This window comes from Rhizobium redzepovicii (genome assembly GCF_019793435.1).
In the GTDB taxonomy this organism is placed as follows: Bacteria; Pseudomonadota; Alphaproteobacteria; order Rhizobiales; family Rhizobiaceae; genus Rhizobium; species Rhizobium redzepovicii.
On sequence record NZ_JAILYH010000007.1, the window covers coordinates 27,859 to 52,241 of the forward strand.

The following is a 24,383-nucleotide window of genomic DNA, read 5'->3' on the forward strand; positions in this document are numbered from 1 at the left end:
GTCTCCGTTTAAAGGTCGGTCGGGCCTGACCGCTTGGGTCGATCAGGCCGCCGCTTCCATTCTTTCGTTAGACCGTATCTCGCCATTGTCAGATGGCGTAAAATCCGATTCGCTTGTATTGGCGGGGCCAAGCTCCTATAGCTTCAACCAATGAGTCATGACTAGGGCGCTATAACTGAGCTGCCACACAGTCCTGTAACAGCAATCACGAAGCTCGAGTATCGATGCCCACGCTTTATCATCATCCCATGTCATCCGCATCTCGCTTCGTCCGGCTGATCCTGGCCGAATACGGCTATCAGGCGGATCTGATCGAGGAGCAGACATGGGAGAAGCGCCGGGATTTCCTGGCGCTCAACCCGGCCGGCACGCTGCCTGTTTATGTCGACGACAGCATGCGGGCGCTCTGCGGCGCGACCGTCATTTCCGAATATCTGGACGAGACGCATGGCGTGTTGAAGCGCGACCGGCGGCTGCTCGCCGAGGACCCTTTCCAGCGGGCGGAAATCCGCCGGCTGAGCGAGTGGTTCATGCAGAAGATGGAAAACGACGTGACCAAGCCGCTCGCCCGCGAGCGTGTCTACAAGTTGCAGATGACCGCCGATCAGGGCGGCGGCGCGCCGGATTCGAAGATTTTGCGCACGGCCCGCGCGAATATCCGCCAGCATATGCGCTATCTCACCTGGCTTGCCGGCTCGCGCCAATGGCTTGCGGGCGAGCGGATGAGTTATGCCGACCTTGCCGCCGCGGCCTCGATTTCGATCCTCGATTATCTCGGCGAGATCGACTGGGCTGATGCGCCCGTCGTCAAGGACTGGTACCAGCGGCTGAAATCGCGCCCCTCCTTCCGGCCGATGCTGACCGAGCGGGTGCGCGGCCTGACGCCGGTTTCGCATTATGCCGATCTGGATTTCTGACGAGGGCTCTCCATGCCCGAAGCCGATAGAGATGACAAAGAGCGCCGCCGCCGCGACAATTTGACCATGTTCGTGCGGGCGGAATCTGCCGCCAAGGGATTCGATCTCTGCCGCATCACGCGGCCCGACGCGATTCCCGAAGCCAAAGAGCGCCTCGGCCAGTTCATCGATGCCGGGCGCCATGGGACGATGGAGTGGATGGCGGAGACCCGCGACCGTCGCGGCGATCCGCGCACACTCTGGAGCGAGGTGCGGTCCGTCGTGGTCTTCGGCCTCAACTACGCCCCTAAAGAAGATCCGCGCGGCATCCTCGCCAAACCCGATAAGGCTGCGATCTCGGTCTATGCCCGCAACCGCGACTATCACGACATCATCAAGGGCCGGCTGAAGGAAATCGCCACGCGATTTGCGGCGCGGGCCGACGCCGATGTCAAAGTCTTCGTCGATACCGCCCCTGTCATGGAAAAGCCGCTGGCGGCGGCAGCCGGCCTCGGCTGGCAGGGCAAACATACCAACCTCGTCAGCCGCACGCACGGTTCCTGGCTATTTCTCGGCAGCATGTTCACCACCGCCGATCTCGCCGTCGACGCTGAAGAGACCGATCATTGCGGCTCCTGCCGCGCCTGTCTCGACGCCTGCCCGACGGCCGCCTTTCCGGGACCCTATCAGATCGATGCGCGGCGCTGCATTTCCTACCTCACCATCGAGCATAAGGGGCCGATCGATCCTGAACTGCGGGTGCCGATCGGCAATCGCATCTATGGCTGCGACGATTGTCTGGCCGCCTGTCCGTGGAACAAGTTCGCAAATGCGGCCTCCGAGATGAAGCTGAAGGCGCGGGACGATCTGCAGGAGCCATCGATCGCCTTTCTGCTGACGCTTGACGATGCCGCTTTCCGCACCTTTTTCAGCGGCTCGCCGGTGAAGCGGATCGGCCGTGACCGCTTTATCCGCAATGTGCTGATCGCCGCCGGCAATTCCGGCGAGAAGGCGCTTATCGCCCAATGTCGGCTGCTCGCCGGCGACGCCTCGCCGGTGGTGCGGGGAATGGCAGTGTGGGCGCTGTCGCGGCTGATGGCGGCTGACGAATTCTCGGCCTTTGCCGCACAAAGGGCTGGTGAGAGCGATGACGACGTATTGAACGAATGGCGGTTGGCGGGAGTGGGCTGATGCATGTGATGATTTTTGGCTGCGGTTTTTCCGGCACGGCGATCGCCAAGGCCTTTGCCGGCAACGGCGTGCGCATTTCCGGCACTACCCGCTCGGCCGACAAGATGGCGGCGTTCCGGCAATACGGCATCGAAGCCTTCCTTTTCGACGGCGAGACCGTGACCGACGACTTGCGCCGGGCGCTGGGAAGCGTCACCCACCTCGTGCAGTCGATCGCGCCCGGCAAAGGCGACCCGTTGCTTCGGTTGCTGGACGAAGACCGCGCAAGCCTGCCGTCCAGCCTCGAATGGATCGGTTATCTCTCCACCGTCGGCGTCTATGGCGATCACAAGGGCGCCTGGATCGATGAGGAAACACCCTGCGTGCCCGTATCCGGGCGCTCGAAGGAGCGGCTCGAAGCGGAAGCGGGCTGGCTGGCAATGGGTGAGGCGTGCGGTGTGCCGGCGGCGGTGCTGCGCCTTTCCGGCATTTACGGGCCGGGGCGCAATGCCTTCTGCAATTTGGACAAGGGCACGGCGCGGCGGCTGATCAAGAAGGACCAGGTGTTCAACCGTATCCGCGTCGAGGATATCGGTGCCGCGACCCGCTTCCTGTCAGAGCATGGCCTCAGCGGCATCTATAACGTCACCGACGACCGGCCCGGCCCGCCGCAGGACGTGATTGTCGAGGCGGCACGGCTGATGGGCGTCGAACCCCCGCCGGAGCAGGCGTTTGAGACCGCCGAGCTGACGCCGATGGCGCGCTCCTTCTACGGCGAGAACAAGCGGGTTTCGAATGCGAAACTCAAGGCCGCCGGCTTCGAATTCGCCTTCCCGAACTATCCGATGTCGCTTGCGCAATTGTGGCAGGACGGACGCTGGCGGGGCTAGAGCCCAAGCGTTTCATACACTCAAAATCAGCGCCCATAATGAGTAGGAAATACCTACTTTACCCATTTGTCGGGATGATTTTCGCCGTATATTATGGTTAACGGCCTTTAAATTTGCGCAAATGTGGCGGAAAATATGGCGAAGCCGGAAAAAAAATTTCGCGATTTTTGTGAGTGCCGGGATGTTAACCGCTCCACTGAAAAATTCGTTCGGATTTTAACTGATTTCACTGCGTTTTTTCCGTTTCCCCCATCACCGCCCGCTTCCGAAATTCCATCATCGCACTCACGAATATTACATATTGTAACATTCCGTGATCATGCGCGGCACTTTTTCGCCACTTTTTCACAGATTTAAGCCCCGCCGCCTGCAAGGGCGTGAGTTCAATAGTTGAGGGATACTCTGTTTTGAAGAAAATATGTCGTTCTATTATCGCTGCCGCAACTATTGCAGCCTGCTCTTTCCTGCTTCCGGCGGAGAGTTTTGCTGGAAATGGCTGCGGCGGTGCTTCATGGTACGCACTTCACTCCAAAACTGCTTCCGGAGAACGTATGAATCCCGCCGTCTTGACTGCCGCACATCGTTCGCTTGCCTTCGGCACCAAGGTCAAGGTCACCAACCGCAACAATGGCCGCACCGTCGTCGTTCGCATCAACGACCGCGGTCCGTTCATCCGCGGCCGGGTACTCGACCTGTCGCGCGCCGCGGCACAGAACATCGGCATGGTCAGCTCCGGCACGGCGAAGGTCTGCTACCAGGTGATCAGCTAAAGCTGACAGCCGGTGATCAGCCAAAGCTGATCGAGGTGGTCAGCTGGGGCCAGGCCGGCCTTGCAGCAATTGGCTGCGCCGTCACCGGCGCTTGCTCTTGCCGTCAATCGCGGTTACCACGCGGTTGAGACTTGTGAACATTCCGCCCGCGCCTGTCGTGACCATGCGGACCGATCACACGTCATGGCAATTAGGAGATTTGTGAATGCGTCTGGGCGGCCGCCTCGAAGGGGCGATTTCTGTGCTCGCGGATATCGATGCCCGCAAGCGGCCCGTTGCCGACGCGCTGAAGGACTGGGGCCTTGCGCACCGCTTCGCCGGTTCCGGCGACCGCGCCGCCATCGGCAACATCGTCTATGACGCCCTGCGCATGCGGCTTTCCCATGCCTGGCTGATGGACGACGAGAGTGCCGCCGCCATTGCCCATTCCGTCATGTTCCGCCAATGGGGTTTCACCCCCGACAGTCTCGCCGCCGAACTGGCGGACGACAAGTTCGCGCCGGCACCGCTTTCGGCCGATGCCCTCTCGGCCTTCGCAAGCCGCTCGCTCGACGATGCGCCGCCGCATATCCGCGGCGATATTCCCGAATGGGTCCAACCCTCCTTCGAACAGGCCTTCGGCGCCGGCTGGCTCTCCGAGGCGCAGGCACTCGCGACGCGCCCGACACTTGATCTGCGCGCCAACATCTTGAAGTCCTCCCGCGACAAGGCCGTCAAGGCGCTCGAACGCGCCGGTGCACATGCAGCGAAAATCGCCCGCTACGGCATCCGGATTGCCGCCGGCGAAGGCGCTTCGCGACTTCCCAACGTGACGGCCGAACTTTCGTTCCAAAAAGGCTGGTTCGAAGTTCAGGACGAGGGTTCGCAGATCGTCGCCGACCTGGTGCTCGCCCATGAGGGCGACCAGGTCCTCGACTATTGCGCCGGCGGTGGCGGCAAGACGCTCGCCATGGCCGCCGCCATGCAGAACAAGGGACAGGTTCACGCTTACGACGCCGACCGCAAGCGGCTGGCCCCGATCATCGAGCGGCTGAAGCGGGCCGGCACACGCAATGTCCAGGTGCATGACGACGCCAAGGGCCTTGCCGGGCTTGCCGGACGCTGCGACAAGGTGCTTGTCGACGCGCCCTGCACTGGCACCGGCACGTGGCGCCGCCGCCCCGATACGAAATGGCGGCTGACGGCGAAGAACCTCGACGAACGCACCGCCCAGCAGCAGGGCGCGCTGGCGCAGGCAAGCGGCTTCGTCAAGCCAGGCGGTGAGCTGATCTACGTCACCTGCTCGGTGCTGCCGCAGGAGAACGAGGAACAGGTGCGCCGCTTCACGGCCGACAATCCTGATTTCCAGATCGTCAGCGCCCTGCCCGCCTGGGATGCGCTCTTCGGCAAAGACGCCCCGCGCCCGCACTCTTCCGATGGCCTGACAGTGACGCTGACGCCGGCTTCCACAGATACGGACGGCTTCTTCTTTTGCCGCCTGCAGCGGAAGGGCTGACGCCGCGGCAAATGGCGCGGTGGTTGCCGATTTTTCCGGGCGAATGCTCCGCAAAACAAGCGCGTGTGCAGACCTCTTGCATCCTTAAAACCATTCCAAACTAGAGCATTTGACACCAGTTTGCTTTTGGGCGAAGAGACGGGGCCCGATTTAGACGGAAAATCCGTCACAGGAGAGGATAATGAAGCTCAATAAACTCCGCGCAGCCGTGCTGGCGATCGCCCCCGCAGCCCTGCTCGCCCTTCCCGCGCATGGCGAGACCGATGCCGCCGCCGTGGTGAAACACTATGCCGAAGTGGCCCATGCCAAATACGAAGACTCGCTGACAACGGCAAAGGCGCTCGATGCCGCGATCGACGCCTTCCTGAAGACGCCTGATGACGCGACGCTGAAGACCGCCCGGGACGCCTGGATCAAGGCGCGCGTTCCCTATCAGCAGACGGAAGTCTATCGCTTCGGCAATCCGATCGTCGACGACTGGGAAGGCAAGGTCAATGCGTGGCCGCTCGATGAAGGCCTGATCGACTACGTCGATCCCTCCTACGGCACCGAGAGCGACGAAAACTCTCTCTATGTCGCAAATGTCATCGCCAACAAGACGATCAAGATCGACGGCAAGGATGTCGACGCCTCCAAGCTGACGCCGGAATTCCTCTCCGGCACGCTGGCCGAGGCCGGCGGCATCGAAGCAAACGTCGCGACCGGCTACCATGCCATCGAATTCCTGCTCTGGGGCCAGGATCTGAACGGCACGGGACCCGGCGCCGGCAACCGCCCGGCGACCGATTACGACCTGAAGAATTGCACGCACGGCAATTGCGACCGCCGCGCCGAATATCTGAAATCCGCCTCCACCCTGCTGGTTTCCGACCTGCAGGAAATGACCGACAACTGGAACGCGGACGGCGCTGCGACGAAGAATGTCGAAGCTGACCCGAAGGCCGGCCTCGTCGCGATCCTGACTGGCATGGGTTCGCTTTCCTACGGCGAGCTTGCCGGCGAGCGCATGAAGCTCGGCCTGCTGCTGCACGATCCCGAGGAAGAGCATGATTGCTTCTCCGACAACACCTACAACTCGCATCTGAACGACGCGATCGGCATTGCCGCCGCCTATACCGGCAACTATACCCGCGTCGACGGCACCAAGCTCAGCGGACCGTCGCTGCATGATCTGGTGGCCGCCAAGGACAAAGCGCTCGACGCCGAGACGGAAGGCAAGCTCAACAAGACGCTCGACGCGATGAATGCCATGGCCAAGCGCGGCGAGACAGTCGAGAAGTACGACCAGATGATCGGCGAAGGCAACAAGGAAGGCAACGCCGTTGTTCAGGCCGCCATCGACGGATTGATCGACCAGACGAAATCGGTACAGCGCGTTATTGCCGCACTCGATCTCGGCACGGTTCAGCTTGAAGGTTCCGACAGCTTGGATAATCCTAACGCCGTCTTCAAATAAGCAAAGGCGGGCCGCTTCGATGACGGAGCGGCCCCGACTCTGAAATGCGATTTGTTACTTCCCTCATTCCTGTGCTCGTCACAGGAATCCAGCCACGGCGCGTCCGCGCCGTGAATGACTCGGTCAGAGGGGAGTCTTCCACGCCCAAGGACTTGGGCGCACTGGATTCCTGTGACATCCCTCGGGCAAAGCCCGAGGAAGCGAATGAGGGCGTTGCAAAGGAAGCGCGCGCCAGCACCCCGGAGCTTACCGCTCGGGCTCATCGCGTCCTCTCAAAACTCCGCCCATGCCTCCGCGTCGCAGCCTACGCCGCCCTTGCCGGAGCACCCGTGGCTTTTGCCTCCGGTTTCGATCTTCCAACCAAACGCACCGACCTTCCCGAAACCGATCTCAAACGCGTCGCCGACGTGACGCGGCCGACTAGCGATTTTTCCAAAGCTGAACAATATGAGGCGATGCAGGCGGGCGGGGCGACCTCGATCGATCCCGTCACCGAAGACAGTTTCTCGCATATTTCGGCCAACATTCCCTTCGAGGAAGAGCAGAATTTCAAGCTCGGCAATGCGCTTTTCCGTAAGCTCTGGGTTTCCTCCCCCTCCTCGACGCAGGCTTCCGATGGGCTCGGCCCTCTCTTCAACGCCCGCTCCTGCATGAGCTGTCACGTCAATGACGGCCGCGGCAAACCGCCGGAAGGGGGTCCAAGCGCCGTCTCGATGTTCCTGCGGCTTTCCCGTGCGGCCGCAACGCCGGAGGAAGAAAAGGCGATCGCAGGCGCGGATATCCTCAATTTCCCCGATCCGGTCTATGGCCATCAGCTGCAGGATCTTGCCGTTCCCGGTCTTGCCGCCGAAGGCCGGATGACGATCCGCTATGATGAGGAGACGGCAACGCTTGGCGACGGCGAAACCGTGTCTCTGCGCCGCCCGCATTATGCGGCGACCAACTTGGCCTATGGACCGCTCGATGCGGCGACGACGATCTCGGCGCGTGTCGCCCCCGCCATGATCGGCCTCGGGCTGATCGAGGCCATTCCCGAGGCAGATATCCTTGCCCATGCCGACCCCGATGATGCCGATGGCGACGGCATTTCGGGCAAGGCGGCGATCGTCCGTGATCACCGCAGCGGCGAGATCGCGCTCGGCCGCTTCGGCTGGAAGGCACAGAACGCCACGGTGCGCGACCAGAATGCCGACGCATTTGCCAATGATATCGGCATCTCGACACCCGACCACCCGGACGCGCATGGTGATTGCACCAAGGCGGAGGAGAAATGCCTCGATCTGCCGACCGGCGTGCAGAAACGGCTGGGCGCGGAAGAAGCGCCGGGCCCCATTCTCGACCTCGTGACCTTCTACTCCGAAAATCTTGCCGTTCCGGCGCGCCGCAAGGCGAGCTTTCCCGAGACGCTGAAGGGCAAACGGATTTTCTATGAAAGCGGCTGCATTTCCTGCCATGTGCCGAAATTCGTCACCCGCCGGGATTCGGCAGACAAGGCGCAGTCCTTCCAACTGATCTGGCCCTATTCCGACTTCCTTTTGCACGATATGGGCGACGGGCTTGCCGACGGGCAGCAAGTCGGTCTTGCAAGCGGACGTGAATGGCGCACGCCACCGCTATGGGGTATAGGACTGACCCGGACTGTCAGCGGACACAGCTTTTTCCTGCATGACGGCCGTGCGCGGGATCTCACCGAGGCGATCCTCTGGCACGGCGGCGAAGCAGACAAGGCCCGCAACGCTTTCTCCTCCCTGTCGAAAGACGACAGGGCGGCCCTGATTACATTCCTGGAGTCACTTTGATGCGCCTTTGGCACCCCCTGCTCTGCCTCACTCTGATCGGCCTTGCCACGTCGGCGGCTGCCCAGACCGCCGCTCCGCCGGCAGGGATGAACGAGGATGCCGTTCCCGCCGTGATGCAACGCGCGGTCGACGAGGTGATCCGCCCCGGCTATCGCAACATGCAGCAGTCCGCCGCCCGGCTGACGACGGCGATGAAGGATCTTTGCGACGGCGGCACCCAGCAGACGCTGGATAAGGCGAAGTCGGCCTTTGACGATACGATCCGCTACTGGTCGATCATCGAAATCGTCCAGACCGGACCTGTTATCCAGGACAATCTCTTCGAACACATCCTGTTCTACCCCGACCGCAAGGGCGTTGGCCTGAAGCAGGTGCAGGCGCTAATCGCCAAGGCCGACCCGAAGGATGCGACGGTCGATGCGATCGCCGGCAAGAGTGTGGCGCTGCAGGGCCTGACGGCGCTGGAATACGTGCTTTACGGCAACGGCTCGGACGATCTGATCAAGCAGAAGGGCGGCTTCCGTTGCCTTTACGGCGCCGCTGTCGCCGGCAATATCCAGCGTGAGGCCGGCGAAGTCGTCGCCGCCTGGGAAAAGCCGGACGGCGTGCAGGCGAGCTGGAAACATCCGGGTCCGCAGAGCAACGATTTCATGGACAATAAGGAAGCCGTGACAGCGCTGCTCGGCATTCTCGTCCACGGCGCCGAGAACGTCCGCGACCAGCGGCTGGAGCAATTCTACAAGGGCAAGGACACCACGCCGCGCCCGCGCATGGCGATCTACTGGCGTTCCAAGAATACCTGGAAATCAATGACCGCCAATATCGACGGCCTGCGCACGCTCTGGCAGAAGGCCGGCATGGCCGAGCTTCTGCCGCCGGACAAACAGGCAGTCGCCGCCTCGATCGACGAAGACTTCAAATCGCTGCTCGACAGCGTGCCGAAACTCAACCCCGATATAGACGCCGCCACAAGCGATGCGGAAAAGGCCAAGCTCGACACGCTTTTGGCCGAAAGCCGTGATCTGATCACTAGGATCAGCGACGAATATGGCGCCGCAATCGGCCTCTCGGCCGGCTTTTCCTTTTCAGACGGGGACTGAAGCGATGACGCGAACAACTGCTATCGACCGACGCGGTTTCGTCAAGGCCGCCGGACTCGGCTTCCTTGCGAGTTTGGCGCCGAAGTCGCTGATGGCCCTGGAGCGGGCCGATGCAGTTTATGCCTCGGGCATTCGCGCTGCCGACGGCTCCTTTGCCGTTGCCACCGTGACGGAGCGCGGCGAGATCGTCGACCAGGTCAAGCTTCCCGCCCGGGCCCACGGCATGGCGTTCAGCGCCGTCTCCGGCAGGACCGTCGCTTTCGCCCGCCGGCCCGGCACCTATGCCATGATCTTCGACCCCTGGCACAGGAGCGAGCCGATCGTCATCAGCGCCAGGGTAGACCGGCATTTCTATGGCCACGGCGCCTTTTCTCCCGACGGTCGTTTTCTCTACGCCAGCGAAAACGACTTCGACGGCAATCGCGGTATGATCGGCATCTACGACGCCGGCAACCGCTTCACCCGCATCGGCGAATACGAGACCTATGGCATCGGTCCGCACGATATGACGGTTTCCGATGACGGAGGCCTTCTGATCGTCGCCAATGGCGGCATCGAGACGCATCCGGATTTCGGCCGCACCAAACTCAATCTCGGGGAGATGCAGCCGTCGCTGGCGCTGATCGATGCGGCGACCGGGGCGCTTGTCGAAAAACATGTGCTGCCGGCGCAATGGGCGGAGCTTTCCACCCGCCACGTCGATCTCGACGACAAGGGCCGCATCTGGTTTGCCTGCCAATACGAAGGTCACCGCAAGGATTTACCGCCGCTCGTCGGCCATTTCGCCAAGGGCGAAGAGCTTTCCTTCATCGACCTGCCGGAGCAGACGACGCGCAGGCTGGCTAATTACGTTGGTGCGATTGCCGTCAACCGCAGCGAGGGCATCGTCGGCATCACCTCGCCGAAGGGCGGCGCCTCGGTGACCCTCGACGCAAGGACGGGCAAGGTCCTGGCCGAGACGATCATTCCGGACGCGGCCGGCATCGCCCCGGCCAAAAGCGGCTTTGCCGTCTCCTCCTACGACGGCGATTTCCTGTCGACCCGCAGCGACGTCGCATGGGACCAGCATATCGTGCGGATTTAGCCGCCGCGCGAATAGGCTTTCTGCTCGGCACTGACGCTTGAGGCGGCGGCCCTGGCCGCCTCATGCAGCCATTCGTTTCCCCGCGTCTTGATATCCTGGAGAATCCTCGCTGTCGCAGCCGCATCGTTGGAATGGCAATTGGCGATCTCGAAACCCATCAATTCGAGCATCGTCGGCGAAAGCAGGATTTCGGAGTGGCGGTCGATTTCGATCTTACAGCTGTTCGGCGAGAGCCGGCGCACGAGGATGCGGCCGGAAATCTGGTAATGCGGATCGACGCACCGCGCCCGCCCATTGGCGATCTCTCCCACATGGATCGCCATGTCCTGTGGTCTGTGGCGAAGCGACCAGGCGGACGGCATCAGCGCCTTGGCCTCACGCAGCACCGGCCCGCCCTGCCATTCCGCATAGGCGACGAAACGCGGCCGGCCGAGGCTGCCGGTGCCGCCGCTGCGCGGCTTCGCCACGAAAGGTCCCGAACCGGGCGGCAGTCCAGCTGCGAGCGCCTTGGCATAAGCGGATGGCGGCGGCTCGCGTCCGGGAAGCAGCATTTCATATTTCTCCCAAAACTCCCGGCGTTCGGAATTCGGCAGCATCAGCGCCTTGCGCAGCCACTTGTGATCCCGCTCGAGAATGACGGGCAGTGGATTTTCAAGGCCCCTGCGATAGCCGCTGAGGATCAACTCGCCGATCATCCGAACCGAGGGACCATCCTCGCCGCGCGCCAGGATGGCGCTTGCCGCAAGGCGAACGAGATCCAGCGCATAGGGCATCACAGCCGCATCGTCGAAATCATTGACGCCCCAGACGAGCCGGCCTTCGCCATCGCGCCAAGTGCCGAAATTCTCCAGATGCGTATCGCCGATCGCCAGCACTTCGGGCGCGCGGCCAAGCTCCGGGCAGATATCGAGGATGGTCTCGCACCAACGCCAATAGGTGGCCCGCAGGAAGACGAAGCCGCCGCTGCGCATCTTCTCGTGCTTCTCAAGAAGATCCTCCTTGACGAGATCGCCGCCGAGTTCGCCCGCCAGCCAGGTCTCGAAATTGCGGACCGATTGCGATATCGTCGTCATGCGCCGGCGCTCCGTTCTTTCGAGACATGACGCGGAGAATACGCGCTGAGCGCGAAGCTGCAATCGTCTTCGCACCGGCTTGCATCACCCGCTTGCATGGCGACGGAAAGACGAAAGGTTGCCCCGGCGACACGGCCGCAGCTTTCCATCGGCGCTGAGACCGATTTCAGCAATGTGCAGCTTGTCGAATCCGGCCCGCCATGCCACTTTCCCGGCTGCAAGAGGGGCAGACATGAGCGAGACTGACAGGGGCGATTTCCGCGCGCGAATCCGCCGCAATTTTGCGCGGCAGGCAGCGATGGAGACGATCGGCGCGGAGCTGACGCGCGTCGAGCACGGCGTCGTTGAGATCGAGCTTCCCTTCGACGTCAAACTGACACAGCAGCACGGCATCCTGCACGCAGGTATCATTTCTGCAGCGCTCGATTCAGCCTGCGGCTTTGCCGCCTACAGCGTCATCGACCCCGAAGCCTCGATCCTGACGATCGAATTCAAGGTCAATCTCATGTCGCCGGGGCGTGGCGATCGTTTCCTGTTCCGCGGGGAAATTACCAAACCCGGCTCCACCATCATCGTCGCCGACGGGCGAGGCTACGCGATCAGCGACGGGCCGGCGAAACTCATCGCCTCCATGACCGGAACGATGATGGTGATCCGCGGTAGAGAAGGGATTACGGGATGAAATTCGAGTTGAAGTCGGTCGCGGGAAAATCCATGCTGTTCGTCATGGCGGCGGAGGCCGAATACGGCCCCTTCCTGCGGTCGCGGATCGAACCCTTGATGACCGGCGTCGGCCCGGTCGAGGCGGCGGTCGCGCTGACCAAGACGCTGGCGCGGCTGGATGCCGCCGACGACCTGCCGGATCTCGTGGTTTCGCTGGGCTCGGCCGGCTCCGCCAAACTGGAGCAGACGGAAATCTATCAGGTAACCTCGGTTTCCTACCGCGACATGGACGCTTCGCCGCTCGGCTTCGAAAAGGGCCGCACGCCCTTTCTCGACCTGCCGGCAACGCTTGAGCTGCCGCTGCGCATTCCGGGCATTGCCGAAGCAAGCCTTTCGACAGGCGGCAATGTCATCTCGGGCACCGCCTATAGCGCCATCGACGCCGACATGGTCGACATGGAGACCTATGCGGTGCTGCGCGCCTGCCAGGGCTACAAGCTGCCGCTGATCGGCCTTCGCGGCATTTCCGACGGCGCGGTCGAGCTGCAGCACATCTCGGGCTGGACGGAATATCTGCACATCGTCGACCGCAAGCTCTCCTACGGCGTCGACAGCCTGTTCACGGCGCTGGAGGACGGGGTTTTCTGGTTCTGACCGCTCGAAAGCGCCGCGCGTCAGCTGCGCGGGGGACAATCGGAACAATAAAAATCCGACGCCGCCGATTTCCCGGATTGCAAGGCGAAGCGCTTTTCATTAAAGCCTCGCCATGACCCAGACAGCACATCCCGACTCCGTTCTCATCGTCGATTTCGGCAGCCAGGTGACCCAGCTCATCGCACGACGCGTGCGCGAGGCCGGCGTCTATTGCGAGATCGTTCCGTTCCAATCGGCCGAAGAGGGCTTCAAGCGCCTCCAGCCGAAAGCCGTGATCCTGTCCGGCAGCCCGGCCTCCACGGTCGACGAGGGGTCGCCGCGAGCGCCGCAGATCATCTTCGACAGCGGCCTGCCGGTCTTCGGCATCTGCTATGGCCAGCAGACGATGTGCATGCAGCTCGGCGGCAAGGTCGAGAGCGGCCATCACCGCGAATTCGGCCGCGCCTTCCTCGACGTCGACAAGGACTGCCAGCTGTTCGAGGGCCTCTGGTCCTCCGGCTCGCGCCATCAGGTGTGGATGAGCCATGGCGATCGCGTCACGGCGCTGCCTGACGGTTTCGAGGTGGTTGCCACCTCCTCCAACGCCCCCTACGCCTTCATCGCCGACGAGAAGCGCAAATATTACGGCGTGCAGTTCCACCCCGAGGTCGTGCACACACCCGACGGCGCAAAGCTGATCGGCAACTTCATTCATAACATTGCCGGCATCAAGGGCGACTGGTCGATGTCGGCCTATCGCCAGAAGGCGGTCGACGAGATCCGCAAGCAGGTGGGCGACAAGCGCGTCATCTGCGCGCTTTCGGGCGGCGTCGACAGTTCGGTCGCCGCACTCCTGATCCACGAGGCGGTCGGCGATCAGTTGACCTGCATCCTCGTCGACCACGGCCTGATGCGCAAGGACGAGGCGGCCAATGTCGTCGCCATGTTCCGCGAGCATTACAATCTGCATCTCTTGCATGTCGACGCTTCCGACCGCTTCATCGGCGAGCTCGAAGGCGTCAGCGACCCGGAAACCAAGCGCAAGATCATCGGCAGGCTGTTCATCGAAACTTTCGAGGAAGAGGCGAAGAAGCTCGGCGGCGCCGATTTCCTCGGCCAGGGTACACTCTATCCTGATGTGATCGAGAGCGTTTCCTTCACCGGCGGCCCGTCGGTGACGATCAAGTCGCACCACAATGTCGGCGGCCTGCCGGAGCGCATGAAGATGCAGCTCGTCGAGCCGCTTCGCGAACTCTTCAAGGACGAGGTGCGCGCGCTCGGCCGCGAGCTCGGCCTGCCCGACAGCTTTATCGGCCGCCACCCCTTCCCCGGCCCAGGCCTTGCCATCCGCTGCCCCGGCGGCATCAGCCGCGAGAAGCTGGAAATCCTGCGCGAAGCCGATGCGATCTATCTCGACGAAATCCGCAAGGCCGGCCTCTACGACGCCATCTGGCAGGCCTTCGCCGTGCTGCTCCCCGTCCAGACCGTCGGCGTGATGGGCGACGGACGCACCTATGAATTCGTCTGCGCACTGCGCGCTGTCACCTCCGTCGACGGCATGACCGCGGATTTCTACCACTACGACATGGAATTCCTCGGCCGCGCCGCCACGCGCATCATCAACGAGGTGCGTGGCATCAACCGCGTGGTCTATGACGTCACCTCGAAGCCGCCCGGCACGATCGAGTGGGAATGATTTTGGCCTATCCGAACGCCGCCGATAGCGCGCCAAAACCCTTAATAACGTACTGAAAAAGCAATAAATCATCTGGCATCTATCGCCGTTTATCGCGGGGCAAGCCTCGGAATAGACGGTCGATGGCCGGCCGCCGCGCAACAAGCGTGAACTGGTGACTCTGCTCCACAAGGCGACAGGCCTGAACGACCGTCAGAGAAGACCCTTGCCCTTGAGATCAACGGCGAAGGTGGCGAGCGGCATGACAAGCGTAAGCGGCTGGCTCTCCAGCGGCTGGGCCCCATAGCTGACATGCCATTGGGCCGCGCGCTCGCCCTTTGCGTCGATAATCAGCAGAACGCCGCCTGCTTCGGACGCGATCCGCAGGCAGCGAAGCGCCGCGGCAGCGAGTAGCTGTCCACCTAAACTAGGCTCGGATCGCAACCGATATCTCTGTAGCGGGCCATCTGCCCCGGCGGCTCCCGGCGATCAGTGGTCGGAGCGAGAGCGCTCCTCGCGCCATCGCTCCCAGCGGCGACGCAAGTCGCCTTTCCTTAGGCCGTTGCTCGCCTCCAGCACTTCGATCTTTAGCATGCGATCGGTTCGGAAATGACGGAAGTCCTGCCGTAATTCGCACCACGCGACAATCAGGCACGTTGCTTCACTGTAGCCGAGGATGACCGGCCACACGATCCGCTCGGTCTCCTCCCCAGTATCGGATCGATACCGCAGACGAAGCTTCCGATCTTCACGGATCGCATGGCGCAGTTCGTTCGTATCGACCGTGTGTGTCGGGGTGATCGTGCCAGGCTTTGCTCCAACGCTTGGCTCGGCGATGTATGGACGTAGCCTTTCGGGGATAACGGCTGCGATCTTGCTCACTACGTCCCGTGCCGCTGCGGATAACGCCTTATCGCCGCGTCCTGCGACCCATTGTGCACCCAGCACGATCGCCTCGATCTCGTCGGGCGTCAGCATCAGAGGCGGCATGTCATAGGTAGGGTCGAGCAAATAACCGAAGCCGGCCTCTCCGACGATAGGGACCCCTTGGCCGATCAGGTCGGCGATATCGCGGTACACCGAGCGCCTGGACACTTCGATCTCTTCGGCGATTGCCGCGGCAGTCACCGGCCGGTTCGTACGGCGCAGGATCTGAATGATCTGAAACAGACGATCGGCTTTTCGCATAACTCCTGACTCCTGTTGCCATAATGCTGGCAACAGGCCTGTGGGACAAGGCCTGAGCGACGTGGCGCGCGTTTGCGGCCTTCTGGAAGGAAAAGTCATGAAATTTGCCTCAACCCGGCTGATTGCCGGCAATATCAAGGCTGTGGTCGGCTTCTACGAAATGGTCACCGGACAATCGGCCGAGTGGTTGGCGCCGGTTTTCGCCGAGATCGTCACCCCTTCGGCGGCGCTCGCCATTGGCAGCATGGAAACCGTACCGCTGTTCAAAGAAGGTAGCGCCGAGGCCGGCGCCAACCGAACGGCGATCATCGAGTTCATGGTGGATGACGTCGACGCAGAATATGCACGGCTGAAGGATAGGGTCGAAGTTGTTCATGAGCCTAAACTGATGCCGTGGGGCAATCGGTCGGTGCAGTTCCGCGATCCGGAAGGCACGCTTGTCGCGTTGTTCATGCCGTTCACGGATTCGGCAAAGCAGCGCTTTGCGTCGCGATAGGCGCGGCCCTGACACTTAATATGATCGGGTAATGTCGGATCTTCCCGGTCCGGTTCGTCCTTGGGCCAAAGCCCAACGAGGAGAACGCCATGAGAGACCTGATCCTGAAAATGTCCATATCGGTCGATGGTTTCGTCAGTGATCTGGATGGCCGGAACACATGGATGTTCGGCGCCGATCAGGAGGCGAAGGATTGGAGCGTGGAATATATAGGGAAAGCCGGCCTGCACATCATGGGCAGCCGCAGCTTCCTTGCCATGGCCCCCTTCTGGCCGACGTCCACCCTGGCCTTCGCGCCACCGATGAACCAGATCCCCAAGGCCGTCTTCTCACGACAGGGGCCGGCGATCCTCGGCAAGGTGGCGGCGACGCTCGATGACATCGGCGCCAAGGCGGGAACCGGACAATCTCCAGGGCTGCAGCCCGGCGCGGAAAGCTGGGCGGAGGCACATGTGGCAGGCGGAAACCTCGCGGAAGAAATCGCGACGCTGAAAGCCGAGGAGGGCAAACCGATCATCGCCCATGGCGGCGTGAGCTTTGGCCGCAGCCTGATCGCCGAGGGACTGGTCGATCAGTTCGCCCTGCTTGAGATCCCCGTGGCGCTCGGCAAAGGCCTGCCGTTATTCTCCGAGCTCACCGCGCCGAAGCCTCTCAAGCTGATGAGCTCGAAGGCTTTTCCAGGCGGCGCGGTGGCGCAGATCTATCGGCCAGCCTGAACTGGTCGCCGGAGGTCAGCCGGCTTCAGCGGCCGTAGGTCACCTCGATGGAGGCCTTGGCGAGCGTATTTGCCCTGACATAGAAACCAACCATGGCCCCGGGCGCGGTCTCGGGAAGCGGCAGCTTGTCGACCGAGAGCGCGTAGATGGTGAACTGGTAGTGGTGCGGCGCATCGCCGGCCGGCGGGCATGCGCCGCCATATCCTGACGTAGCGAAGTCGGTGTGGCCTTCCACGGCACCCGTTGGAAGTTTTTTCTCACCGCTGGCGCCAGTGGCGATTTTCGAGACATTTGCGGGAATGTTGAAGACAGACCAGTGCCACCAGCCCGAGCCGGTCGGAGCATCCGGATCGTAAGCCATGACCGCAAAGCTCTTGGTTCCCTCGGGTGCAGCCGACCAAACGAGTTCCGGCGAGATGTTTCTGCCCGCGCAACCAAAGCTGTTGAAGACCTGCGCATCAGCCATGGACTTGCCTGAAGTCAGATCTTTCGAGGTGAGTTTCATTTCGGCCTGGGCGGCCGTGGCGCCAAAGACGGACGCGGCGAGAAGGACTGCTGTTATGAGACGCATGCTGTTTTCCTGCGGTTGATGACGCCGGAAAACTACCGTCAGCGAGTCAGTGCATCTGCCCCGCTATGCTCAACTTCTGCCCCGATCCGTTCAAAATGCTCGGAACCACTGCGCACGTGGCGCGGACTGACGCCGAACCGCTCTTTGAAACGCGCCGAAAATTGAGAGGGTGAATCGTAGCCGACCTCAAGCGCGACCTGCGCCATCGGCAGCGTCGTCGTATGAATGAGCCCCAGCGCCCGGTTCATTCTCGTATCGCTCAGGATCTCGCTGAAGCCGGTATTCTCCGCGGCCAGCCTGCGCCTCAGTGTCGCTTCGCTCATGTTGAACGAACGCGCCGCATGCGCCAATGTCCAATCAAAGGCCGGATCGCTTTCGATCTTCTGCCGCAGCCGATCCTCAAGCCGAGGACTCTGGCCTTCACCCAGCACCGCACCGCAGAGCGCAAACCAGATGACGAGTTCCATCAGCCTGGCCCTGGCAATGGCGCCAGGAAGCCTCGCCAGGTTGCCGGGCTGACAGCAATAGTCAAACAATACGGCGGCTTCTTCCGGGAAGCTCGAGGTGCTTGCCGGAAGCGGCCGCGAGGGAACGGCGATTGGCCCCATCCTCGCATAGGCATCCTCGAACAACTGTCTCGGAACGGGAAGTGCTACGGTCTGATAGTTTCGCGGCGCCTTCGGAATGTTCTCCATCGTCAATGGCTGATAGTCGGGCAGCAAGCCGTATGCGCCGGCCTCAAGGCGCAAAGGCCTGTCATCCGCCATGATGATCTTAGTTCCCGATTGCACTTGGAACAAAATGGGGCTCGTATTGACGAGACGATAAAAACAGGCTCGCCCACCCTGCCGGATCAAGGCCCTGGTCGGAACGGGAAAGACTTCGTCCAGCATAGCTTCTCCGGCAAAAGGGCGCGCGCCTCGCCCGGATCGTGATCCTTGGGTATCGCGGCCCACCTGTCTATCTTATGTTCGTCTTCCAAACGGGACCAAACCGATGGCCCGCGCTGAAAACCTCATTACCACCGTATCGACCAAAGGACAGGTCATACTTCCCAAAACCGTGTGCCAACGGCGGGAATGGAAGGCGGGAACTCGTCTCATTGTCGAGAAAAACCCGGACGGTGTGCTGCAAAGGCAAGCGCCCGCCTTCGCGCTGACGCAGGCAGACGACGTGTTCAGCACGCTTCCCTTCAATGGCGAGCCGAAAACCCTGGAAGAGATGGAAGCCGGCATCCTGGCGGAAGCCCGACGTTCCCATGATCGCGATTGATACGATCTCATCGCCCGATACCTGACAGACGATCACAGCCTTGATCGCGCCGTGCTCGGCGGGCTTTCATGCAAGCGGTTCCAGGCGCGGCGTAGCTGCCGCGCCGAGCCGAAGCCGGCGCGCATTGCGACCGCCTCCATGTCCAGCCGCGAACCGGCGAGCATCTCGCGGGCGAGCGCCACGCGCATACGATTGACGAAATCCGTGACGCTCATGCCTGTCTGTTCGTTGAACAGCCGCGAGAGGTTGCGGGGGCTGGCGCCGCTGAGGCGTGCAAGTGCTGCGACCGATCAGTCCTGAGCCGGATCGGCCACCACTGCGTCCTGCACACGATGAATGACCGGATGGATATGGTTTCGGCCTTCAAGCCAGGGTGAAAGCTGCGGGTCCGAGCCGCCGCGCCTGAGATAGACGACGAGATATCGCGCCACCGCGACAGCGCATGCGTGGCCCGCCGCTTCGGCGACGATATGCAACATGAGGTCGATGCCGGCGGTGATGCCGGCGCTCGTCAGGCGCTCTCCGTCCTCGACATAAAGCCGATTCTCCCGGACACGCGCCGTGGGCGCGAGCCTGATCAGGTCTTCCATGCAGCCGTGATGAGTGGTGCAGTCGCAATCGTCGAGCATTCCCGCCTCGGCGGCGAGCAATGCGCCCGAACAGATCGAGGCCAGGCGAATTCCCGGACGAATGGCACGTCTCAGCCATTCGACGATGGCAGCCTCATCGGCGCATTCCCGTTCGCTATGCTCGAGGCCGTTTTCCATCGGGGCGTCGGCGCTGCCGGCAATGACGACAAGCGCGCCATCCGGCAATCGCTCCGGCAGCGGAGCAACGCCGGTAACGGCAAGAGCTATCGAGCTGCCGACCGTCGACGACGGACCGATATAGGTGACGGTAAAGCGCACCCTGTTCTGTTCGAGGTTGGCCTTACGCAGCACCTCGATCGGGCCGGCCACGTCGAGCAGCAGAACGCGCGGCGGGACGACGACGAAAACCGGGATATCGAGGGGCTGCGCAGGGTCGGTCATGCGGCGAGCAGCTCCCCACGGCCTGTCAGTGCCTGTTCGACGGTCGCGATCCGCGCGAAGCGACCGGAGAGAACAAGTTCGGTTCGGTCCCGGATTTCCCTGGCGCTCCAGCTGCGTCCGATACCGTCGGTCATCGGGAATGTCAGGGTCGCTTCGCCGACATAATCGACCTGATAGCCGAGATCCGAGGCGTGACGCGTCGTGGTCTCGCAGCATTGTTCGGTGCGGATGCCGGAGACGAGGAGACGGCGGACGCCATTCTCGGTCAGCCACACGTCGAGCCCCGAACCGACGAGAGCGCTATGGCGGCTCTTCCTGAAGGTCGCCTTCGGGGCGATCCGGAGTGGGGCAAGCGTTCTGACGAGCCCGGAGCTTTCGGAGAACGGCCCGTTTCCATCGACATGAAAGATCTGAATGACTGTCATGCCGCGGGCTTCCGCGCCGTCGATCAAAGCCTGCTGGCGATCGATATAGGCGGAGGCGAGGTCTTCATCCCAATAATCACGGTGCCTGAAGGATTCCTGGGCGTCGATGACGAGAAGAACGGTATCATGATCGGACATTTTTTGCTCGTTCGAGATTGATCATGACGCCATACTCCGCGATTTGAAAGCGGAGCGAAATGCACGCCGCGGACAAAGAGCGGACAATTCACGCCAATAGCTGCTTTCAGCGGCAGGCGACTAACGCCTGGCGGACGTCCTGATATGATCGACCAAGGCCCGTAGCTTCAGCGGCTGCCGCTGGCGCCTGGGATAATAGAGATAAAAGCCCGGAAACGGTGGACAGAAATCTTCGAGCAGCGGTACGAGTTCGCCGCGTTCGACATAGGGCTGAAAGGTTTCCACCATGCCGAAGGTGATCCCGGCGCCGGCGCAGGCCATGCGGATCATCATGCCCATGTCGTTGGTCGTAACGGCGGGATCGACGGAGACCTCGAAATCGCGGCCATTTTCGGTGAATTCCCAGCGATAGGGCGCCGTATCGGGACGCGGCCGCCAGCCGATGCAGCAATGACCCTGCAGCTCGCCGGGATGGCGCGGACGGCCGCGGCTGTCGAGGTAGGCGGGGGATGCCACGGCATATTGCCTCTGCCGCTCGGAGACCGAGATTGCAATCATATCCTGCTCGATCACCTCGCCGAGCCGGACGCCCGCATCGAAGCCGGCCTCGACGATATCGAATTCGTCATCGGTGATGGTGATATCGAGTTTGATCTCAGGGCAGGCCTCGATGAAGCCGGCCAGCAAGGTGCCAGACAGAAAACTCTCGGCGATCGACGAGACGGTGAGCCTGAGCAGGCCGCTCGGGCGCGCCTGCATTTCCCGCAGCGTCTGCATCGCATCCCTGACCTGCCGCACAGACGGGCGAACCGCCTCGAAGAACACTTCGCCGGCCTCGGTCAGGCTGACGCTGCGCGTCGTGCGTTGGACGAGCGCAACGCCGAGGCGATCCTCCAGGCGCTGCAAAGCCTGGCTGACGGCGGAGCGGGTGACGCCAAGCCGCTCGCCGGCGAGGCGGAAGTTGCGCGCCTCCGCCACCGCAAGAAAGACCGAAATGCCTTCGAGATCATCGACCATTGGTTAGTATTTCTAACCATGGCATCCCGAATTGGCAACTTAATCACGTCGACCAAGGAGACTATCTTCCTCTCGAGGCCAAGCAAGGCAGTGTTCATGGACAGGCCTCTTTCGAAGAGAAGACCGATGCGAAACATTTCAGCCAGACCTGTTCTGCTTCTTTCCGCCGCAACCACCTTGGCCGGCACGGCGATCGGTTGGGCAGCCGCGGATGGTCTCAACGCCGGGCAATCCGTGCGTCAACAAACAAGCGAGGACATGATGCAACAACATCCCTATGTCGGCATGTGGGTCACGGATGATGGCCGTGTGCGCCACGAACTTCTGGCTGATGGGCGCTACGACGAGGCCCGCGGCAGCCGGGAAAGCGCCTATCGAGGCCGCTACGAAGTCACCGGAAGCCACATCGAATACTGGGACGACACCGGCTTCACCGCCGACGGCGATTTTGCCGACGGCAACACACTCCATCATGGCGGCATGGTGTTTCGCCGCAAATAATACATCACTCGGGATAAGGCCGTTTCCGGCCGGAAAGGACGACAATCATGTCTTCCATCACACCCATCTGGTTCATAACGGGCGCCTCGTCCGGCCTCGGCCGGGCGCTTGCCGAAACGGTTCTAGCCCGGGGCTGGCGCGCCGCCGTTACCGCACGCAGACCCGAAGCCTTGAAAGATCTCACGGCAGCACACGGCGACCGCGCCCTTGCTCTCGCGCTCGATGTGACGGATGCCCGCTCCGTCGCCCGCGCGGTCCAGGACGCCGAAGCGCATTTCGGCGCGATCGGCGTGCTCGTCAACAATGCCGGTTACGGCTACCTCTCGGCGATCGAAGAGGGCGAAGAAACCGAAATACGCGCCCAGTTCGAGACCAATGTCTTCGGCTTGATCGCCGTTACCAAACACGTCCTGCCGGGCATGCGCTCGCGCCGTCGGGGGCATATCTTCAACGTCTCTTCGCTCGGCGGGCTCGTCGCCTTCGCCGCGACCGGCTACTACCATGCCACTAAGTTCGCGGTCGAAGCCCTGTCGGAGTCGCTTTTCCATGAGGTCAAACCGCTCGGCATCGATGTGACGATCCTCGAGCCCGGCGCCTTCCGCACGGATTGGGCCGGTCGGTCGATGGTCGAATCCAGGACTGTTATCGACGACTATGCCGAGACATCGGGCAAACGGCGCCAGGCCACCCGTTCGGTCTCCGGCAAGCAGCCAGGCGATCCGGCGCGCGCCGCAGCCGCGATCATATCGGCATTCGAGGCGGACGAGCCGCCACTGCGGCTGTTGCTCGGCGCGCCTGCCCTGAAGATCGCCCGCGAACGGCTCGATGCGCTGCGGGTAAATTTCGACGCCTGGGCAGAGACGACGCTCAGCGCCGATTTCCCCAGCTGATCGCCCAGAAAACACTCATCGAAAAATGGAGCTTGAAATGTCGAAGATCGAAGGAAAAGTCGTTGCCATCACTGGAGCCAGCAGCGGCATCGGAGAGGCTGCGGCAAGAGTGCTGGCTGCCGCAGGCGCCCATATCGTGATCGGCGCGCGCCGCACCGAGCGGTTGCAGGCGCTTGCCGGCGAAATCGAAGCCAAGGGGGGAATGGTGCGCCTGCGAAAACTTGATGTCACCGACCGTTCCGAGGTCGAGGCCTTTGCCGGTTTTGCCAGATCGGAATTCGGCCGGCTTGACGTCTTCGTCAACAATGCCGGGGTCATGCCGCTCTCGCCGTTCGACGCTCTCAAAGTCGAGGAATGGGACCGGATGGTCGACGTCAACATCAAGGGCGTTCTCTACGGCATCGCCGCAGCCCTGCCGATCATGAAGGCGCAGGGATCAGGGCAGATCGTCAACCTGTCTTCGATCGGCGGCCACAGTGTCTCGCCGACGGCCGCCGTCTATTGCGCGACGAAATTCGCAGTCCGTGCGATCTCGGACGGGCTGCGGCAGGAGACCGATCGCATCCGCGTCACCGTCATTTCTCCCGGCACGACGACCTCGGAACTGGCCGAGACGATCACCGATCCGACCGCGCGGGACGCCATGAAGGCGTTCAGAGCGGTCACGATCAGCCCGGAGGCCGTCGCCAATTCGATCCTCTACGCCATCAGCCAGCCCGATGACGTCGATGTCAGCGAGATCATCATCCGACCGACGGCGAGCCCGTATTGAGCAGCCGGCATTTCGACTAGAGGCCCAGCGACTGCTGGGCCGGCGGCGGCGGGGCAAGGCTGACGCCTTCGAGTTCCAGCATACGGGCCTTCGATGACGAACCGCCGGGAGCGGAGAAGCCGCCGATCTTGCCGCCGGCGGCCAGCACCCGGTGGCAGGGAATGATCAGCGCGACCGGGTTCTTTGCCATCGCCTGGCCGACGTCGCGGGCGGCTTCCGGCCTGGCGCCGAGCTCTTTCGCCAGCGCGCCGTAGGTGGTCGTACGACCCCAACCAACACGCCTTGCCGCTGCATAAATATCCCTGAAGAAGGCATCCTGGCCGGCCAGATCGAGTTCGACGCCTGAGAAATCCGTTTCCTCGCCCTGGAAATAGCGCTTCACCGCCGCGACCGTTTCGAGCACATTGGGCGTCGGCGCGCCGGGTTCGGCATCCGGCAGGCGGCGGCGCAGCAGGCGTTCTGTCGCTTCCGCTGACTTCGTCGGCAACTGGAAGCGGGCGATGCCGGCGTCGCGCCAGGCGATGCCGCAGAAACCGCCGGCGGTTTCGAAGATCAGATAGTGGTATGTCGTCTGGGCCATAACACAGCCTCCACGTTTTTCGATCAACACCAAAATCGTACGGGACGGCCGCTGTTTCAACCCGATTCTTGCGCCTCATGTT

General features: G+C 62.3%; 25 protein-coding genes and 2 pseudogenes. 18 read left to right on the forward strand and 9 right to left on the reverse strand.

Features of this window, described 5'->3' with window-relative positions; genetic code table 11:
• Positions 1–224: 224 nt before the first annotated feature.
• The 9 genes from K6N12_RS12505 (at position 225) to K6N12_RS12545 (ending at position 10,660) form a co-directional block, all read left to right on the forward strand.
• Positions 225–917: a glutathione S-transferase family protein gene (locus K6N12_RS12505; RefSeq protein WP_049730772.1), complete on the forward strand. Its 693-nt coding sequence runs from the start codon at positions 225–227 to the stop codon at positions 915–917.
• 12 nt (positions 918–929) lie between these two features.
• Positions 930–2,087, forward strand: a complete 1,158-nt coding sequence (queG, locus tag K6N12_RS12510; protein ID WP_097624590.1) for a tRNA epoxyqueuosine(34) reductase QueG — start codon at positions 930–932, stop codon at positions 2,085–2,087.
• Positions 2,087–2,956 (forward strand): SDR family oxidoreductase, encoded by an 870-nt coding sequence (locus tag K6N12_RS12515; RefSeq protein ID WP_097624589.1) that lies wholly within the window; start codon positions 2,087–2,089, stop codon positions 2,954–2,956. Before queG ends, K6N12_RS12515 begins: the two co-directional genes overlap by 1 nt.
• 407 nt (positions 2,957–3,363) lie before the next feature.
• Positions 3,364–3,726, forward strand: a complete 363-nt coding sequence (locus K6N12_RS12520; protein ID WP_097624588.1) for a septal ring lytic transglycosylase RlpA family protein — start codon at positions 3,364–3,366, stop codon at positions 3,724–3,726.
• 205 nt (positions 3,727–3,931) lie between these two features.
• Positions 3,932–5,221, forward strand: a complete 1,290-nt coding sequence (locus K6N12_RS12525; RefSeq protein WP_097624587.1) for an RsmB/NOP family class I SAM-dependent RNA methyltransferase — start codon at positions 3,932–3,934, stop codon at positions 5,219–5,221.
• A gap of 181 nt (positions 5,222–5,402) precedes the next feature.
• On the forward strand, positions 5,403–6,677 hold the full coding sequence (locus K6N12_RS12530; RefSeq protein WP_097624586.1) for an imelysin family protein: 1,275 nt from the start codon (positions 5,403–5,405) through the stop codon (positions 6,675–6,677).
• Positions 6,678–6,721: 44 nt separating this feature from the next.
• Positions 6,722–8,476, forward strand: a complete 1,755-nt coding sequence (locus K6N12_RS12535) for a di-heme oxidoreductase family protein (protein ID WP_179867087.1) — start codon at positions 6,722–6,724, stop codon at positions 8,474–8,476.
• A complete protein-coding gene (locus tag K6N12_RS12540) occupies positions 8,476–9,576 on the forward strand; it encodes an imelysin family protein (protein ID WP_097624584.1) in 1,101 nt (366 codons plus the stop codon). The genes K6N12_RS12535 and K6N12_RS12540 overlap by 1 nt, the downstream gene beginning before the upstream one ends.
• A 4-nt stretch (positions 9,577–9,580) precedes the next feature.
• Positions 9,581–10,660: a DUF1513 domain-containing protein gene (locus K6N12_RS12545; RefSeq protein ID WP_097624583.1), complete on the forward strand. Its 1,080-nt coding sequence runs from the start codon at positions 9,581–9,583 to the stop codon at positions 10,658–10,660.
• On the opposite strand, the gene K6N12_RS12550 is transcribed toward K6N12_RS12545, so the two are convergent.
• Entirely contained in the window at positions 10,657–11,733 is a 1,077-nt protein-coding gene (locus tag K6N12_RS12550) for a DUF2252 family protein (RefSeq protein ID WP_097624582.1), read from the reverse strand. The two genes, K6N12_RS12545 and K6N12_RS12550, sit on opposite strands and share 4 nt — an antisense overlap.
• Before the next feature lie 232 nt (positions 11,734–11,965).
• Between K6N12_RS12550 and K6N12_RS12555 the strand changes: the two genes are divergently transcribed.
• The 3 genes from K6N12_RS12555 (at position 11,966) to guaA (ending at position 14,725) form a co-directional block, all read left to right on the forward strand.
• Positions 11,966–12,415, forward strand: coding sequence for a PaaI family thioesterase (locus K6N12_RS12555; RefSeq protein ID WP_003544704.1), 450 nt, complete (start codon positions 11,966–11,968; stop codon positions 12,413–12,415).
• A complete protein-coding gene (locus tag K6N12_RS12560) occupies positions 12,412–13,050 on the forward strand; it encodes a 5'-methylthioadenosine/S-adenosylhomocysteine nucleosidase (protein ID WP_097624581.1) in 639 nt (212 codons plus the stop codon). The genes K6N12_RS12555 and K6N12_RS12560 overlap by 4 nt, the downstream gene beginning before the upstream one ends.
• A gap of 112 nt (positions 13,051–13,162) precedes the next feature.
• Complete coding sequence (gene guaA / locus K6N12_RS12565; protein ID WP_038686329.1) at positions 13,163–14,725, forward strand: glutamine-hydrolyzing GMP synthase; 1,563 nt, start codon at positions 13,163–13,165, stop codon at positions 14,723–14,725.
• Between the two features lie 192 nt (positions 14,726–14,917).
• Here the strand turns inward: guaA and K6N12_RS12570 are convergent.
• Both K6N12_RS12570 and K6N12_RS12575 read right to left on the reverse strand, forming a co-directional pair.
• Positions 14,918–15,130: pseudogene (locus K6N12_RS12570) on the reverse strand (GNAT family N-acetyltransferase); the annotation flags it as partial.
• A gap of 63 nt (positions 15,131–15,193) precedes the next feature.
• The gene (locus K6N12_RS12575) at positions 15,194–15,892 is read right to left on the reverse strand and encodes a helix-turn-helix transcriptional regulator (RefSeq protein ID WP_097624580.1); all 699 of its coding nucleotides are present in this window, start codon (positions 15,890–15,892) and stop codon (positions 15,194–15,196) included.
• A 97-nt stretch (positions 15,893–15,989) separates the two neighbouring features.
• On the opposite strand from K6N12_RS12575, the gene K6N12_RS12580 reads away from it, so the two are divergent.
• Both K6N12_RS12580 and K6N12_RS12585 read left to right on the forward strand, forming a co-directional pair.
• The gene (locus K6N12_RS12580) at positions 15,990–16,388 is read left to right on the forward strand and encodes a VOC family protein (protein ID WP_097624579.1); all 399 of its coding nucleotides are present in this window, start codon (positions 15,990–15,992) and stop codon (positions 16,386–16,388) included.
• Positions 16,389–16,477: 89 nt separating this feature from the next.
• Complete coding sequence (locus K6N12_RS12585) at positions 16,478–17,104, forward strand: dihydrofolate reductase family protein (protein WP_131710690.1); 627 nt, start codon at positions 16,478–16,480, stop codon at positions 17,102–17,104.
• 25 nt (positions 17,105–17,129) lie between these two features.
• Here the strand turns inward: K6N12_RS12585 and K6N12_RS12590 are convergent, their stop codons facing one another.
• Together K6N12_RS12590 and K6N12_RS12595 are read right to left on the reverse strand one after the other, a co-directional pair.
• Positions 17,130–17,675 (reverse strand): YbhB/YbcL family Raf kinase inhibitor-like protein, encoded by a 546-nt coding sequence (locus K6N12_RS12590; protein ID WP_222148821.1) that lies wholly within the window; start codon positions 17,673–17,675, stop codon positions 17,130–17,132.
• 38 nt (positions 17,676–17,713) lie between these two features.
• On the reverse strand, positions 17,714–18,568 hold the full coding sequence (locus K6N12_RS12595; RefSeq protein WP_222148833.1) for a helix-turn-helix transcriptional regulator: 855 nt from the start codon (positions 18,566–18,568) through the stop codon (positions 17,714–17,716).
• A gap of 103 nt (positions 18,569–18,671) precedes the next feature.
• Between K6N12_RS12595 and K6N12_RS12600 the strand changes: the two genes are divergently transcribed.
• Positions 18,672–18,947, forward strand: coding sequence for an AbrB/MazE/SpoVT family DNA-binding domain-containing protein (locus K6N12_RS12600; protein WP_097624575.1), 276 nt, complete (start codon positions 18,672–18,674; stop codon positions 18,945–18,947).
• A 32-nt stretch (positions 18,948–18,979) separates the two neighbouring features.
• Here K6N12_RS12600 and K6N12_RS12605 read toward each other — a convergent pair.
• The 3 genes and pseudogenes from K6N12_RS12605 to K6N12_RS12615 form a co-directional block, all read right to left on the reverse strand.
• A pseudogene (locus tag K6N12_RS12605) lies at positions 18,980–19,978 on the reverse strand (GlxA family transcriptional regulator).
• Positions 19,975–20,541 carry an isochorismatase family protein gene (locus K6N12_RS12610; protein ID WP_097624573.1) on the reverse strand — a complete coding sequence of 189 codons (567 nt, stop codon included), beginning with the start codon at positions 20,539–20,541 and terminating at the stop codon, positions 19,975–19,977. Before K6N12_RS12610 ends, K6N12_RS12605 begins: the two are co-directional and overlap by 4 nt.
• Positions 20,542–20,661: 120 nt before the next feature.
• Entirely contained in the window at positions 20,662–21,558 is an 897-nt protein-coding gene (locus tag K6N12_RS12615) for a LysR family transcriptional regulator (protein ID WP_097624572.1), read from the reverse strand.
• A gap of 126 nt (positions 21,559–21,684) precedes the next feature.
• On the opposite strand from K6N12_RS12615, the gene K6N12_RS12620 reads away from it, so the two are divergent.
• Genes K6N12_RS12620 through K6N12_RS12630 form a run of 3 tightly spaced genes read left to right on the forward strand, consistent with a single transcriptional unit; the run spans position 21,685 to position 23,721 of the window.
• Positions 21,685–22,059, forward strand: coding sequence for an Atu4866 domain-containing protein (locus K6N12_RS12620; RefSeq protein ID WP_097624571.1), 375 nt, complete (start codon positions 21,685–21,687; stop codon positions 22,057–22,059).
• 47 nt (positions 22,060–22,106) lie between these two features.
• Complete coding sequence (locus K6N12_RS12625) at positions 22,107–22,949, forward strand: oxidoreductase (protein ID WP_097624570.1); 843 nt, start codon at positions 22,107–22,109, stop codon at positions 22,947–22,949.
• Between the two features lie 37 nt (positions 22,950–22,986).
• Entirely contained in the window at positions 22,987–23,721 is a 735-nt protein-coding gene (locus tag K6N12_RS12630; protein WP_097624841.1) for an SDR family oxidoreductase, read from the forward strand.
• 16 nt (positions 23,722–23,737) lie between these two features.
• On the opposite strand, the gene K6N12_RS12635 is transcribed toward K6N12_RS12630, so the two are convergent.
• Positions 23,738–24,301, reverse strand: a complete 564-nt coding sequence (locus K6N12_RS12635; RefSeq protein ID WP_097624569.1) for a methylated-DNA--[protein]-cysteine S-methyltransferase — start codon at positions 24,299–24,301, stop codon at positions 23,738–23,740.
• Positions 24,302–24,383 lie beyond the last annotated feature (82 nt).

What these genes read in the sequence shown, in the direction of transcription:
- K6N12_RS12505 (WP_049730772.1), top strand. Translation starts at nt 225, where the DNA reads ATGCCCACGCTTTATCATCATCCCATGTCATCCGCATCTCGCTTCGTC.
- queG (WP_097624590.1), top strand. Translation starts at nt 930, where the DNA reads ATGCCCGAAGCCGATAGAGATGACAAAGAGCGCCGCCGCCGCGACAAT.
- K6N12_RS12515 (WP_097624589.1), top strand. Translation starts at nt 2,087, where the DNA reads ATGCATGTGATGATTTTTGGCTGCGGTTTTTCCGGCACGGCGATCGCC.
- K6N12_RS12525 (WP_097624587.1), top strand. Translation starts at nt 3,932, where the DNA reads ATGCGTCTGGGCGGCCGCCTCGAAGGGGCGATTTCTGTGCTCGCGGAT.
- K6N12_RS12530 (WP_097624586.1), top strand. Translation starts at nt 5,403, where the DNA reads ATGAAGCTCAATAAACTCCGCGCAGCCGTGCTGGCGATCGCCCCCGCA.
- K6N12_RS12535 (WP_179867087.1), top strand. Translation starts at nt 6,722, where the DNA reads ATGCGATTTGTTACTTCCCTCATTCCTGTGCTCGTCACAGGAATCCAG.
- K6N12_RS12540 (WP_097624584.1), top strand. Translation starts at nt 8,476, where the DNA reads ATGCGCCTTTGGCACCCCCTGCTCTGCCTCACTCTGATCGGCCTTGCC.
- K6N12_RS12545 (WP_097624583.1), top strand. Translation starts at nt 9,581, where the DNA reads ATGACGCGAACAACTGCTATCGACCGACGCGGTTTCGTCAAGGCCGCC.
- K6N12_RS12550 (WP_097624582.1), bottom strand. Translation starts at nt 11,733, where the DNA reads ATGACGACGATATCGCAATCGGTCCGCAATTTCGAGACCTGGCTGGCG.
- K6N12_RS12555 (WP_003544704.1), top strand. Translation starts at nt 11,966, where the DNA reads ATGAGCGAGACTGACAGGGGCGATTTCCGCGCGCGAATCCGCCGCAAT.
- K6N12_RS12560 (WP_097624581.1), top strand. Translation starts at nt 12,412, where the DNA reads ATGAAATTCGAGTTGAAGTCGGTCGCGGGAAAATCCATGCTGTTCGTC.
- guaA (WP_038686329.1), top strand. Translation starts at nt 13,163, where the DNA reads ATGACCCAGACAGCACATCCCGACTCCGTTCTCATCGTCGATTTCGGC.
- K6N12_RS12575 (WP_097624580.1), bottom strand. Translation starts at nt 15,892, where the DNA reads ATGCGAAAAGCCGATCGTCTGTTTCAGATCATTCAGATCCTGCGCCGT.
- K6N12_RS12580 (WP_097624579.1), top strand. Translation starts at nt 15,990, where the DNA reads ATGAAATTTGCCTCAACCCGGCTGATTGCCGGCAATATCAAGGCTGTG.
- K6N12_RS12585 (WP_131710690.1), top strand. Translation starts at nt 16,478, where the DNA reads ATGAGAGACCTGATCCTGAAAATGTCCATATCGGTCGATGGTTTCGTC.
- K6N12_RS12590 (WP_222148821.1), bottom strand. Translation starts at nt 17,675, where the DNA reads ATGCGTCTCATAACAGCAGTCCTTCTCGCCGCGTCCGTCTTTGGCGCC.
- K6N12_RS12595 (WP_222148833.1), bottom strand. Translation starts at nt 18,568, where the DNA reads ATGCTGGACGAAGTCTTTCCCGTTCCGACCAGGGCCTTGATCCGGCAG.
- K6N12_RS12600 (WP_097624575.1), top strand. Translation starts at nt 18,672, where the DNA reads ATGGCCCGCGCTGAAAACCTCATTACCACCGTATCGACCAAAGGACAG.
- K6N12_RS12610 (WP_097624573.1), bottom strand. Translation starts at nt 20,541, where the DNA reads ATGTCCGATCATGATACCGTTCTTCTCGTCATCGACGCCCAGGAATCC.
- K6N12_RS12615 (WP_097624572.1), bottom strand. Translation starts at nt 21,558, where the DNA reads ATGGTCGATGATCTCGAAGGCATTTCGGTCTTTCTTGCGGTGGCGGAG.
- K6N12_RS12620 (WP_097624571.1), top strand. Translation starts at nt 21,685, where the DNA reads ATGCGAAACATTTCAGCCAGACCTGTTCTGCTTCTTTCCGCCGCAACC.
- K6N12_RS12625 (WP_097624570.1), top strand. Translation starts at nt 22,107, where the DNA reads ATGTCTTCCATCACACCCATCTGGTTCATAACGGGCGCCTCGTCCGGC.
- K6N12_RS12630 (WP_097624841.1), top strand. Translation starts at nt 22,987, where the DNA reads ATGTCGAAGATCGAAGGAAAAGTCGTTGCCATCACTGGAGCCAGCAGC.
- K6N12_RS12635 (WP_097624569.1), bottom strand. Translation starts at nt 24,301, where the DNA reads ATGGCCCAGACGACATACCACTATCTGATCTTCGAAACCGCCGGCGGT.